The organism is Specibacter sp. NPDC057265, from assembly GCF_042668835.1.
Lineage (GTDB): Bacteria > Actinomycetota > Actinomycetes > Actinomycetales > Micrococcaceae > Specibacter.
Genome location: NZ_JBHUYE010000003.1, coordinates 32,612 through 45,630, shown reverse-complemented (window position 1 = coordinate 45,630; position 13,019 = coordinate 32,612). Strand labels below are relative to the sequence as shown.

Annotated in this window: 8 protein-coding genes; 7 read left to right on the top strand and 1 reads right to left on the bottom strand. The window is 63.7% G+C overall.

Annotated elements, in window-relative coordinates:
* Window positions 1–76 precede the first annotated feature (76 nt).
* From glgX to ACFUCV_RS03310, 4 genes are all read left to right on the top strand, one after another.
* Window positions 77–2,335, top strand: a complete 2,259-nt coding sequence (glgX, locus tag ACFUCV_RS03325; protein ID WP_380812008.1) for a glycogen debranching protein GlgX — start codon at window positions 77–79, stop codon at window positions 2,333–2,335.
* Window positions 2,332–4,653, top strand: coding sequence for a malto-oligosyltrehalose synthase (gene treY, locus ACFUCV_RS03320; RefSeq protein ID WP_380812006.1), 2,322 nt, complete (start codon window positions 2,332–2,334; stop codon window positions 4,651–4,653). Before glgX ends, treY begins: the two co-directional genes overlap by 4 nt.
* A 51-nt stretch (window positions 4,654–4,704) precedes the next feature.
* The gene (gene treZ / locus ACFUCV_RS03315; RefSeq protein ID WP_380812355.1) at window positions 4,705–6,480 is read left to right on the top strand and encodes a malto-oligosyltrehalose trehalohydrolase; all 1,776 of its coding nucleotides are present in this window, start codon (window positions 4,705–4,707) and stop codon (window positions 6,478–6,480) included.
* A gap of 116 nt (window positions 6,481–6,596) precedes the next feature.
* On the top strand, window positions 6,597–9,065 hold the full coding sequence (locus ACFUCV_RS03310) for an ATP-binding cassette domain-containing protein (RefSeq protein WP_380812004.1): 2,469 nt from the start codon (window positions 6,597–6,599) through the stop codon (window positions 9,063–9,065).
* 28 nt (window positions 9,066–9,093) lie between these two features.
* Here ACFUCV_RS03310 and ACFUCV_RS03305 read toward each other — a convergent pair whose 3' ends face one another.
* Window positions 9,094–10,422, bottom strand: a complete 1,329-nt coding sequence (locus ACFUCV_RS03305) for a DUF2254 domain-containing protein (protein WP_380812002.1) — start codon at window positions 10,420–10,422, stop codon at window positions 9,094–9,096.
* A 578-nt stretch (window positions 10,423–11,000) separates the two neighbouring features.
* Between ACFUCV_RS03305 and ACFUCV_RS03300 the strand changes: the two genes are divergently transcribed.
* From ACFUCV_RS03300 to ACFUCV_RS03290, 3 genes are all read left to right on the top strand, one after another.
* Window positions 11,001–11,540, top strand: coding sequence for a hypothetical protein (locus ACFUCV_RS03300; RefSeq protein WP_380812000.1), 540 nt, complete (start codon window positions 11,001–11,003; stop codon window positions 11,538–11,540).
* Window positions 11,541–11,754: 214 nt separating this feature from the next.
* On the top strand, window positions 11,755–12,603 hold the full coding sequence (locus ACFUCV_RS03295) for a hypothetical protein (protein ID WP_380811998.1): 849 nt from the start codon (window positions 11,755–11,757) through the stop codon (window positions 12,601–12,603).
* The gene (locus ACFUCV_RS03290) at window positions 12,600–13,013 is read left to right on the top strand and encodes a phage holin family protein (protein WP_380811996.1); all 414 of its coding nucleotides are present in this window, start codon (window positions 12,600–12,602) and stop codon (window positions 13,011–13,013) included. The genes ACFUCV_RS03295 and ACFUCV_RS03290 overlap by 4 nt, the downstream gene beginning before the upstream one ends.
* Window positions 13,014–13,019 lie beyond the last annotated feature (6 nt).

Genomic DNA, 13,019 nt, shown 5'->3' with positions numbered 1-13,019 from the left:
ATGTACTGTTTGGTCAACACCGTCGTATCCTGCATACGAGGTACGCACATTCACCAAAATTTTCACTGGAGGACGCATGGAAGTCTGGCCCGGAAGCGCCTATCCCTTGGGAGCCACCTTTGATGGCACCGGCACAAACTTTTCCCTGTTTAGCGAGCACGCCGAACGCATTGAGCTTTGCCTGCTCTCCGATGACCTGGACGAGGTCAGGGTTGAGGTGCAGGAGGTCGACGGCCACGTCTGGCACTGCTACCTCCCCGAAGTCCAGCCCGGACAGCTATACGGCTACCGGGTGCACGGACCCTACGCCCCCGAGCAGGGACACCGCTTTGATCCTTCCAAACTGCTGTTGGATCCGTACGCAAAATCCATCCAGGGCCAGATCGACTGGGACCCGGCACTGTTTTCCTACAAGTTTGACGACCCGGACGCCCGCCAGGAGGCCGACTCCGCACCCCACGCCATGTACAGCGTGGTCATCAATCCATTCTTTGACTGGGACAACGACCGCCAGCTGCGCATTCCGTACCACGAGTCTGTCATTTACGAGGCCCACGTCAAGGGCCTGACCCAGCTGCACCCGGAGATTCCCGAGCATCAGCGCGGCACGTACGCAGGCGTTGCGCACCCGGTCATGATTGAGCACTACAAGAAGCTGGGGATCACCGCCGTCGAACTGATGCCGGTGCATCAGTTCGTCAACGACGGCACGCTGGTGGAGAAGGGCCTGAGCAACTACTGGGGCTACAACAGCATTGGCTTCTTTGCCCCCCAAAACACCTACAGCTCCTCCGGCGAGCGCGAGCACGAGGTGCAGGAATTCAAGGCCATGGTCCGCGATCTGCACCGTGCCGGCATTGAGGTCATCCTGGACGTGGTGTACAACCACACGGCCGAGGGCAACCACATGGGGCCCACCCTGTCCTTCAAGGGCATCGACAACGCCGCCTACTACCGGCTCGTTGAGGATGACCAGCAGTTCTACATGGACTACACCGGCACGGGCAACTCCCTGAACGTCAGACACCCCCACTCGCTGCAGTTGATCATGGATTCACTGCGCTACTGGGTGACCGAGATGCATGTGGACGGCTTCCGCTTTGACCTGGCCTCCACCCTGGCCCGCGAGTTTTATGACGTGGACAAGCTTTCCACCTTCTTTGAAATGATCCAGCAGGACCCCGTCATTTCCCAGGTCAAGCTCATTGCCGAGCCGTGGGATGTTGGCCCGGGCGGGTACCAGGTGGGCAACTTCCCGCCGCAGTGGACCGAGTGGAACGGCAAGTACCGCGACACCGTGCGTGACTTCTGGCGCGGCGAGCCGGCCACCTTGGGTGAGTTTGCCTCCCGCCTGACGGGCTCGGCGGATTTGTATGAAAACTCCGGCCGCCGCCCGGTGGCGTCCATCAACTTTGTCACAGCCCATGACGGCTTTACCCTGCGGGACCTGGTCTCCTACAACGAAAAGCACAACGACGCCAACGGCGAGGGCAACAACGACGGCGAATCCCACAACCGCTCCTGGAACTGCGGCGTTGAGGGCCCCACCGACGACGACGGGATCCTCACCCTGCGTGCACGTCAGCAGCGCAACATCATTGCCACCTTGCTGCTCTCCCAGGGCGTGCCCATGGTGGTCCACGGTGACGAGCTGGGCCGCACCCAGCTGGGCAACAACAACACCTACTGCCAGGATTCCGAACTCAGCTGGATCAACTGGGAATCCATTGACCAGCCGCTGATTGAATTCACCGCCCAGGTCAACAAAATCCGCAGCGAGCACCCCATTTTCCGGCGCAGCCGCTTCTTTGACGGCCGCCCCGTGCGCCGCGAGGAGGGTGCGGAGCTGCCCGACATTGTCTGGCTCAAGGCCGATGGCACCGAGATGGAGCCCGAGGATTGGGACAGCGGCTTTGGCCGCAGCGTGGGCGTGTTCTACAACGGCTTGGGCATCCGCGAACCCGATGCCCGCGGCCGCAGCATCACCGACAAGAACTTCATGATGCTCTTCAACGCCGATGACAACACGGTGGACTTCAAGCTGCCCAACCGTGAGTACTCCCCCCACTGGGAAGTCCTGATCGACACTGCCAGCAGCACCGAGCCGCAACCGGTGAAGGCCGGAGAGGTGGTGGAGCTCCAGGGCAAGTCCACCATGATTTTGCGGGCCTACTCCGGTCCGGAGGAAGTGGTGGATTCCTCGGCCGCGGCGTCGCTGGCCGCCATGGCCGCGGACGACACCCCCGCCGCGGAGGCAACAGAACAGGCCACAGAACAGGCGACAGAACAGGCAACAGAAGGGGAAGCGCCGCAGACAGAAGGAGCAGCCCAGTGAGGACGCCGGCATCAACCTACCGTTTTCAGCTCAACGCCGACTTCACCTTGTTTGATGCCGCCGCGCAGATTCCCTATGTGAAGTCCCTGGGCATCGACTGGGTGTACCTGTCCCCCATTTTGACGGCGGAACAGGGATCCACCCACGGCTATGACGTCACCGATCCCACCACCGTCGACGCCGAACGGGGCGGCCCGGAGGGGCTTGCGGCCCTCTCCCGGGCCGCCCGTGAAGCCGGTCTGGGCGTGTTGGTGGATATTGTGCCCAACCACATGGGCGTGGCCACCCCGCGTCAAAACCCGTGGTGGTGGTCGCTGCTGCAAGAGGGCCGCCAGTCGCCGTGGGCCAAGGCGTTCGACGTCGATTGGGCAGCCGGCAACAACCGTGTCCGCATTCCCGTGCTGGGCAGCGCAGCTGACGTGGATGCCCTGGAAATTGTTGACGGGGAGTTGCATTACTACGACCACCGCTTCCCGCTGGCTGCCGGCAGCTTTGCCCCCGGCGACTCGCCCCGGGACGTCCACGACCGCCAGCACTATGAACTGGTGGACTGGCGCCGGGCCGACGTTGATTTGAACTACCGCCGCTTCTTTGCCGTGAACACCCTGGCCGGGGTGAAGGTGGAGGACCCGGACGTCTTCACCCACACGCATGCTGAAATCCTGCGTTGGTGCCAGGAGGGTCTGGTGGATGGCCTGCGCATCGACCACCCCGACGGGCTGGCGGACCCGGAGGGGTATTTGCGCCGCCTGCGGCAGCAAAGCGGGGGCAAGTACCTGCTCATTGAAAAAATCCTCGAACCCGGCGAGGCGCTCCCGGATTCGTTCGACTGTGAGGGCACCACCGGCTATGACGCCTTGGCGGACCTTGACAGGGTGTTTGTGGAGCCCGCCGGCCAGGCGGAGCTCGACGCCGTGGACGCCGCCCTGCGCGGCGGCCAGGTGCCGGACTATGCGCTCATGATCCACGACACCAAGCGCCGGATCACCGACGGCATCCTGCACTCGGAAATGCGCCGGCTGGGCCGGCTGGTGCCTGACAGCGCCGGCCTGGGTGTGGACGAGGCCGCCGATGCGCTCGCCGAAATCATTGCCGCCTTCCCCGTGTACCGCACCTATCTGCCGCAGGGGGCCGAAATCCTGCGTGAAGCCTGCGCCTTGGCGGGCCGGCGCCGTCCGGAACTGCAGGAGGCGCTGGCGAAGCTCCTGCCGCTGCTGCTCCAGGTGGGCCCCGGGGATGAACTGGGCATCCGCTTCCAGCAGACGTCCGGCATGGTCATGGCCAAGGGGGTGGAGGACACGGCTTTCTTCCGTTACACCCGCCTGGGCACCTTGACGGAAGTGGGGGCCGAACCCACCGAGTTCGCCATCACGCCCACACAGTTCCACGAGCGGATGCGCAGCAGACAGGAGAACATCCCCCTGTCCATGACCACCCTGAGCACGCATGACACCAAACGCAGCGAAGACACCCGTGCCCGCATTTCCGTCCTGGCGGAAGTGGCCCCGGAATGGGGACAGTTCCTGCAGCGTATGCAGCAGCTCGCTCCCCTTCCGGACGGGCCCCTGGCCAATCTGCTGTGGCAGGCCATCTACGGCGCCTGGCCGGCCAGCCGCGAACGGTTGGCCGGTTATGCCCAAAAAGCTGCGCGGGAAGCGGGCAATTCCACCGATTGGCTCAGCCCGAATGAGGAATTTGAGAAACAGCTGACAGCGGTGGTCGATGCCGTCTTTGACAACCCGGAAGTGGCCGGCGAGCTGGAGGTCCTGGTGGAGCGGCTGGATGCCTACGCCGCGTCCAACGCCCTCTCGGCCAAAATTGTGCAGCTCACCGCCCCCGGCGTGCCGGACGTCTACCAGGGCACCGAGTTTTGGGACAGGTCCCTGACCGATCCCGACAACCGGCGGCCCGTGGACTACACCGCACGCCAGGCGGCGCTGCGGGAACTTGACGAAGGCATGGTCCCGGCGTCGCCCCTGGCGCAGGAGAGCAAACTTCTGCTCACCTCCCGCGCCCTGCGGCTGCGCCGCGACCAGCCGGAACTGTTCAGCGGCTACCTGCCCATTGAGGCCGCCGGAAGCGCAGCCGAGCACCTCATTGCCTTCAGCCGCTCCGGCAGCGCCGGTGCCGGCGCCATGACCCTGGCCACCCGCCTGCCCCGCGGTCTGGAGCAAAAGGGCGGCTGGAAACAAACCCGGATCACTTTGGGCCTGGGCATGATCGACCAGCTCACAGGGGAAAGCTACGGTCCCGGCGAGGTTCTGGTGGAGCACATTTTGGGCAACTACCCCGTGGCCCTGCTGGTGCCCGCTGCCTGATGACGGCCCGTCCACCCATTGCCACGCTCAAGAAAGAAGGCTGATGTGACCATGCAGATTCAAGGCACCGGACGCTTTGACGTCTGGGCACCCCTTGCCACTTCCATGACCCTGGTGGTGGGGGATGCGGAATTTCCCATGTCCCCCCGCCCCGATCCGGAACCTGGGCGTGCGGGGTGGTGGATGGCTCCTGCCGCCCCCGCTGACGGTGACGTGGAGTATGGCTACCGGGTGGACGGCGCCGCCGCCGTGCTGCCGGACCCGCGCTCCCGGCGCCAACCACAGGGCGTCCATGAGCGCTCACGCACCTTCGACCCGGGCGCCCATCAGTGGTCGGATCAAAACTGGGCGGGCCGCGAACTAACCGGAGCGGTCATTTACGAGCTGCATGTGGGCACCTTCACCCCGGAGGGCACCCTGGACGCCGCCGCCGCGAAACTGGATTACCTGGTGGAACTCGGCATTGATTTTGTGGAGCTGCTGCCGGTCAACGGTTTCAACGGCACCCACAACTGGGGCTACGACGGCGTGCTGTGGTATGCGGTCCACGAAGGCTACGGCGGCCCCGCGGCCTACCAACGCTTTGTGGATGCCGCGCACCGGGCCGGGCTGGGGGTCATCCAGGATGTGGTGTACAACCACCTGGGGCCCAGCGGAAACTATTTGCCGCAGTTTGGCCCGTACCTGAAGTCCGGGGAGGGCAACACCTGGGGGGACTCGGTGAACCTGGACGGCCCGGGTTCGGACAATGTGCGGGACTACATCCTGGACAACGCGGCCATGTGGCTGCGCGACTACCATGTCGATGGCCTGCGCCTGGATGCGGTGCACGCGCTTAAGGATGAGCGGGCCAAACACCTTTTAGAGGAGTTCGGTGAACTGGCCGACAGCCTCCGTGCCGAAACCGGCCGCCCCATCACCATGATTGCGGAATCGGATCTGAACGACCCCCGCCTCCTTACGAACCGGGACAGCAACGGCTACGGCCTGAGCGGGCAGTGGAGCGACGACTTCCACCACGGTGTGCATGTCAATGTCAGCGGTGAAGCCACCGGCTACTACGCGGACTTCAACTCCGTGGGCGCCTTGGCCAAGATCCTGCAGCAGGGCTTTTTCCACGACGGCAGCTACTCCAGCTTCCGTCAACGCCACCATGGCCGCCCCCTGGATTCGGCATCCGTGCACCCGGCGGCACTGGTGGTCTGCAACCAAAACCATGACCAAATTGGCAACCGCGCCGCCGGTGACAGGCTCTCCCAGACCCTGAATTACGGGCAGTTGGCAGTGGCCGCGGTGGCCACCTTGACCTCGCCCTTCACCCCCATGCTCTTCATGGGCGAGGAGTACGGGGCGAGCACGCCGTGGCAGTTCTTCACTTCCCACCCGGAAGCTGAACTGGGCGAAGCCACCGCCACGGGCCGCTTGAAGGAATTTGAGGCCATGGGCTGGGATCCGGATCTGGTCCCGGACCCGCAGGATCCGCAGACCTTTGTGCGGTCAAAGTTGGATTGGTCTGAAGTGCACGACGGCGACCATGGCCGGCTGTTGGAGCTTTACAAGGCCCTGATTGAGCTGCGCAGGCGCAATCCCGAACTCAGCGGGCTCGGTTTTGCCGGGACGGCCGTGGAGTTCAGTGAAACTGAAAAGTGGCTGGTGTTCCAGCGCGGCGGACTCGATGTTGCCTTGAATTTCTCCGCGCAGGCGGTCCAGGTGCCGGTCCGCGGCGCCAAGGTGCTGCTCTCCACCGGCGACGCCGGGCTTTCCCCGGCGGGTGCGGGCGCCACCTTGCAGCTGCCCGCCCACAGCGCTGCCATCATCGGCGCCTAAACAAGCAGGGGGTCCGCAGCCCGCCGCGGCTGCGGACCCCCTGCTTGTGGCGGTGGCGGTTGGCTTGTGGCGGTGGCGGTTCAGCGGCGCGGGCCGTCATGCAATAGTGTCGATGGATGGCTACCACCGCAACGTCCCCCGCCTTTGTCCCCGCTGACCCCCACGGTCCCACCGGCTTTGTCCAGGTCCGGGGTGCGCGGGAGAACAACCTGAAAAATGTTGATGTGGATGTGCCGCGCGATGCCATCGTGGCTTTTACCGGAGTTTCGGGCAGCGGAAAGTCCTCCCTGGCGTTTGGCACCATCTTTGCCGAGGCCCAGCGCCGCTACTTTGAATCAGTGGCGCCCTACGCGCGGCGTTTGATCCAGCAGAGCAACAATCCGCAGGTCGAGTCCATCACCGGACTCCCACCGGCAGTGGCCATGGCGCAGCGGCGCGGCGCCCCCAGCGCCAGGTCATCGGTGGGAACCGTGACCACCCTGTCCAATTCCCTGCGCATGCTGTACTCCCGCGCCGGCCAGTACCCCCAAGGGGCGCCGATCCTGTATTCGGATTCCTTCTCCCCCAATACCGTCGCCGGGGCCTGCCCGGTGTGCCACGGACTGGGCACGGCCCACACGGTCACGGAGGAACTGGCTGTCCCGAACCCGAAGCTGAGCATCCGCGAAGGGGCCATTGCCGCCTGGCCCGGGGCCTGGCAGGGCAAGAACCTGCGTGACATCCTCACCCATCTGGGCTACGACGTCGACACGCCCTGGGATCAATTGCCGGCCAAGGACAGGGAATGGATTCTCTTTACCCAGGAGCAGCCGGTGGTGGAAATTACGCCGCAGCGGGACAGGGTCGCCAAACCGTACAAGGGCCGGTACTGGAGTGCGCGCAGCCATGTGCTGCATACCCTGGCTGATTCCAAAAGCGCCGCCATGCGTGAGAAGGCCCTGCAATTCATGCATTCGGGCCCCTGTGAAGCCTGCGGCGGCAGCGGCCTGACAACTGGCGCGTTGGCGGTGACCGTGGAAGGGCGCAACATTGCTGCAATGAATGATCTTCCTTTGAGCGAACTGGCGCCGCTGCTGCACACCCTGGCGCAGGCGCCGGCAGGGACCCCGGGCAGCCGGGAGGCGGTGGCCGGCGCCATTGCCCAGGATTTGTTTGGACGCATCAGCATTTTGTTGGAGCTGGGGCTGGGTTATCTCAGCCTGGGACGCAGCACCCCCACCTTGTCCCCGGGGGAAATGCAGCGCCTGCGGATTGCCACGCAATTGCGTTCGGGCCTCTTTGGCGTCATTTACGTGCTTGATGAGCCCTCTGCAGGCCTGCACCCGGCCGACGCCGAACCGCTGCTGAAGGTCCTGAAGCAGCTGAAGGGCTCCGGCAACACGGTGTTCATTGTGGAGCACAACATGGACATGGTCCGTCACGCCGACTGGATAGTGGATGTGGGCCCGGCCGCGGGTGAAAACGGTGGCCGGGTGCTGTACAGCGGGCCGGTGGCCGGGCTGGGCGCCGTGGCGGAGTCGGTGACGCGTCCTTTTCTGCTGCCCGGCGCGGACGGCGCGGCCGACGCCCCGCCGCGTTCCATCCGGGCGCCGCGGGACACGGGGCGGTGGTTGGAGTTGCACAACATCAGCAGGAACAACCTGCAGCATCTTGATGTGCGCCTTCCACGGGGTGCTTTGGCGGCCATAACGGGCGTCTCCGGTTCCGGCAAGTCAACCCTGCTCAATGCCCTCCACACGGTTGCCGACGCCCCCGCCGACACCACGGGGACCAGCTCCGGTTTTGAAGCGGTGGACCGCGTGGTGCAGGTGGACCAGCGTCCCATTGGCCGCACGCCACGGTCCAATCTGGCCACCTACACCGGATTGTTCGACGCCGTCCGCCGGGTCTTTGCGGGCACGGAGGAGGCCAAAAAGCGCGGCTACACCGCCGGAAGGTTCTCTTTCAACGTGGCCGGAGGGCGCTGCGAGACGTGCCTGGGCGAAGGCTTTGTGGCCGTGGAGTTGCTGTTCCTGCCCGGAAGCTACGGCCCGTGCCCGCAGTGCCACGGTTCCCGCTTCAATGATGAGACCCTTGAGGTGACTTATCACGGGCGAAACATTGCCCAAATCCTGCAGCTGACCGTGGATGCGGCAGCGCAGGCGCTGCCGGAGATCCCTTCGGTGTGCAGGGCCCTGGACACCTTGCGGGAAGTGGGCCTGGGCTATCTGCGGTTGGGCCAGCCCGCCACGGAGCTCTCCGGCGGGGAGGCCCAGCGCATCAAGTTGGCCACTGAACTGCAAAGGCTGGGACGCGGGCACACGCTGTACCTGCTGGATGAACCCAGCACCGGTCTGCACCCGGCCGATGTGCGGCTGCTCCTGCTCCAACTCAACCGCCTGGTCGACGCCGGAAACACCGTGGTGGTGGTGGAACACGATCTGGAGGTCATTGCGCAGGCGGACTGGGTGGTTGATCTGGGTCCCGACGGCGGCGCAGCCGGAGGCCGGCTCATGGCCACGGGAACGCCCCAGCAGCTGGCGGCGGAGTTGAAGGGAAAGACTGCACCTTATTTGGCGGCAGTCTTGGCGCAGGGCGGGCACTGAGTTCCTTGGGCGGTGCCGTGGACCCCGCTCAGTGGCTGTGATCGGCAGGGTCCGTCTCATCCGAGGTCAACAATGCCAGATACCGCAAATCCTCCGGATGCAGTCCTGACTGGCCGTGCAGGGATTCGGTCAGCAGTTGGACTTGGCGCCGCAACGGTCCAACATGTTCAGGATGGCCCTGTTCCTGAACATGCTCCATGAGCATGCGGAGAACCCGCAAAAGCGCTGCCGCCACCGGAGGTTGGGTGAGGCAACTTTGCCGCAGCTGTTCAAAGGCATGCTCAATGTATTCCTGATGGTCCAGGTTCCACGGTTGCATGAACACCCGGCCCGCACTGTCACCGAGCGTGGCAGGAGCCAGCGACGTGGTCAGCAGGGTCCGCAGGAGACTGCCCAGGCGCAGGATGATTTCCACTGCCGTGGTGGGATCGTTCACCGCCGGGCTCAGGGCCCGCAAGCCAATGTCCACCAGTTGCCGGATGGCGAAGTCAACGTCCTGCAACATGGTCCGCGCGTCCGCCACTTCCATGGTCTTGGCAAGCCTTTCCTGGCATCCTGCCGGTGGTGGCGGCCAGATGCTGAAGATGACCTCCCCCTTGTGGATGTAGGCGCCCACCCGGCTTTCCAGCCGCACGGTGGTGTTCGCGGGCACTGCACGCAAGGCCTGGGCCCGGTCCACCTGGCTGACCCAGCCGCTGGTTTCGCTCCGCACCACCGCCGCATCCCGGGGTGCGTGGCTCGCCTTTTCAGCAATTTGCCGCAGGCCCGCCGGTACGGTGTCGAAGCCCACCGCTAAATTCTGGCCCTCTGTGGAAATGACCCGGGCCAGGTTTCCCACCTGCAGCCCCCGGGATAAATGATCCAAATGGACAATGATGCCCAGCACCGTCACCAACGTCAGGATCAACGCCACCGTCGGGGACAGTGGCGGTGCCGGATCAGTGGCTTCCCCGCTGAGGCTGGGCAGAATGAGAACGCAATAAAAGAAGGTGGCAACCAGCAAGCCGATGACGCCCTGGCTGACCCGGTCCCGGATGAACGATCTCATGACCCTGGGCGAAAATTGCTCGCTGGCCAGTTGCAGGCTCACCACGGTGAGCGAAAAGACCACGCCCGCAGTGGTCATCATGGCCCCGGCCACCGTGGACAGCAGCCACATGGCGGACTGGCTGCTCATGGACAGTGTCAGCGGAAGGTCCGCAGCGGGTCCCAGCGCCTTGTCAATGGCTGTGGTGCCCAGGGCCAAAAGAATGCCGGCCACCATCATGAGCGCGGGAAAAAGGGCCAGGCTTTCCTTAAAGCGGTAGCGCGCAGCCGCGAGCCGGAGCCCCCAAACCAGTCGTTGACGGCGAATCATAGGGTGCTTTCCTCTTTCCGGGGTGGCTTGTGCGGTGGGAACCAGTCACGGGAACACATGCCCACAAGCATAATCATGGGATAAATGCCCCGGTGTTCAGTGGGCAGGACTGTGCACGGTTTGAAAAGAGGATTAGAGTCCATGGTAGCTTCCTTTTATGGCCCAGCAGCGGGCCAGAGTGCTCCAGCAGCGGGACACAGCGGCGCTGAGCAGCGACGGCAAGGCGGCAGTTGGCCCTGTCCACCTGTCATGGCACGGTGATGGAAAGAGCCGGAACTTGTTCCTGGTTTTCCCATGGTTCACAGCTAAAACCATCCCGGCCGCTAAACCGCAACAGCCTATTGCTGCGCCTGCACCGCAGTTGTTCCGCCCAATCGGGTCATTGACCCAACCAAGACGCTGTGGTTGAGTGAAATAAGTGGCATAACCACAGAACGATCCTAATGTTTTCACTTTGGGAGTTTGATATTGGCAGCAAGGAATCAATGGATTCAGCCAAGCCGTCACGGTCCGGCCGGAACTCGACAGCCATCAACCCCTGTCCGCAATATTGTTCAAATCGATGAAGGATACTGAAAATGTCGAATAACTTATTGGCCCGTTCCGTTCACGATCTCAGCGCCGCAGCCTGGTTTGGCGGCGCCCTTATGGGTGCCGTAGGCCTCAATGGAGCTGCCGCGGAAGCAAAAGACCCCACAGAACGCACCCGCCTGTCCAGCCTGGGTTGGAAAAAGTGGGCCCCGCTTCAGACGGCCGCCTTCGGTGCACATTTCCTGGCTGGCCTGCCGGTCATTGCCGACAACAAGGAACGCGTGATGAAGCAGGACGGGGTGGGTTCGCTGACGCTCCTGAAAACCCTGACCACCGTTGCAGGCGCCGGTGTCAGCCTGTACGCAGGTGTGCTGGGCAAGAAAGTGGACAGCCTCTCCGAGGAGGGATCCGCAGGTGCCACCGAACCGCACGCCGACGCCTCCCCGGAATTGAAAGCTGCCCAAAAGCAGCTCAAATACCTGCAGTGGGCCATTCCGGTCTTTGCGGGAGCCGTCATTGTCATGGGTGCCAAGCACGGGGAAATGCAGCGTCCCAACAACGTCATTGAAGGTCTCTTCAAGCATTAATCCAGCGGCGCCGCTTTATTGCAATAAGGGATATATGCGGCGTTTGCGACTTCTTCACCGAGAGCGCCAAAGCGGAATTCTGGACATGCCTAAAGCAGTTGAATCCCGCCCGGGAGTATGTTTAAGATTTATTCCGTAACCGTGCTTAATGTTTTCACTTGATTGTCCGGACGCCGCAAAGCTTCCAAACAATCCTTTTCGAAAGAGAGCTACGATGACCGAGAACACCTGGCCCCGCACCGAGGGCCTTGACCCCCTTGACACCGATTTTTCCACGTCCCAGGGCACTGCGGGATCGAGCGCCCAACACGTAGCTGTGCCGGCCGGCACCTCCTCCGGCACCCAGTCCACCAAGGAAACGGCGAAGGCTGAAGCCAGCGACATTGCCCATCACGCCTCGGATGCCGCCGCCAACGTCACAGGGACGGCCAAGGAAGAGGCGGCGAACGTCGCCGCCGAGGTCAAAACGAATGCCCGCGACCTCATGGCGCAGGCAAAGTCCGATCTGTCCGAACAGGCAGGCACCCAGCAGCAAAAGGTGGCCCAAGGCTTCCGCTCGGTCTCGGACGAGCTCCACGCCATGGTTTCCTCCGCCGAGGAGCCCGGCATGGCCACCGATCTGGTGCGTCAGGCAGCAGAGCGTGCCTCCTCGGTCGCCTCTTGGCTCGAAGGCCGCGATCCCAGCGGCCTGTTGGCAGACGTGAAGAGTTATGCCCGGCACAAGCCGGGAACCTTCTTGCTGCTGGCGGCGGGAGCCGGCATTTTGGCTGGCAGGTTCTCCCGCAGCCTGAAGGCTGGAGCGCCCCATGCTTCGCAAAAATCCTCGGAAGCAGGCACAGCCTCCACCGCCACGATCCCCCCGGTGCCGGTGGCACCTCCGGTGGTTGATGCACCAATTTTGGGAGTCCCCGACGCCTACCCGCCGAGCACGGGCGGAACAACCGCCGGAGCCGCTGCCGGATTCGGGCTGCCCGGGGAATTGGATACGGAGCCTGTGGCCACCGGCCCACTTCACACCAATGATCCCTTGGGTGACGACCCGCTGGCTGGTGGTCGTCAATGAGCACTGAAATGCCGTACACGGATCCGCACGCCAAGGCCGAAACCGCGTCCCTGGGTGAGCTGCTCGGTGACGTCACACGGGACATGTCCACTTTGATGCGTCAGGAAGTGGAACTGGCCAAGGTGGAGATCAAGGACTCGGCCACACGGGCGGGAAAAGGTGCCGGCATGCTGGCCGGCGCCGGAGTGGCCGGACACTTTGTCCTTCTGTTCCTCTCCATTGCACTGTGGCAGGCCCTCGGTGCCCTCATGGGTCTGGGCTGGTCCGCTGTCATTGTTGCCGTCATTTGGGGCATTGTGGCTGCAGTTCTGGCCTCGGTGGGCCGAAAGGAACTCAAGAGTGTCAAGGGCCTGCCCCAGACCGGTGAAACCTTGCAGGAAATTCCGCCCACCCTCAAGCCCAATTCTTAAGATCAG

Bases quoted from the DNA above. Each gene is read 5' to 3' on its own strand.
- ACFUCV_RS03290 (WP_380811996.1), top strand. From the start codon at position 12,600: ATGAGCACTGAAATGCCGTACACGGATCCGCACGCCAAGGCCGAAACC.
- ACFUCV_RS03295 (WP_380811998.1), top strand. From the start codon at position 11,755: ATGACCGAGAACACCTGGCCCCGCACCGAGGGCCTTGACCCCCTTGAC.
- ACFUCV_RS03305 (WP_380812002.1), bottom strand. From the start codon at position 10,422: ATGATTCGCCGTCAACGACTGGTTTGGGGGCTCCGGCTCGCGGCTGCG.
- ACFUCV_RS03300 (WP_380812000.1), top strand. From the start codon at position 11,001: ATGTCGAATAACTTATTGGCCCGTTCCGTTCACGATCTCAGCGCCGCA.
- ACFUCV_RS03310 (WP_380812004.1), top strand. From the start codon at position 6,597: ATGGCTACCACCGCAACGTCCCCCGCCTTTGTCCCCGCTGACCCCCAC.
- glgX (WP_380812008.1), top strand. From the start codon at position 77: ATGGAAGTCTGGCCCGGAAGCGCCTATCCCTTGGGAGCCACCTTTGAT.
- treZ (WP_380812355.1), top strand. From the start codon at position 4,705: ATGCAGATTCAAGGCACCGGACGCTTTGACGTCTGGGCACCCCTTGCC.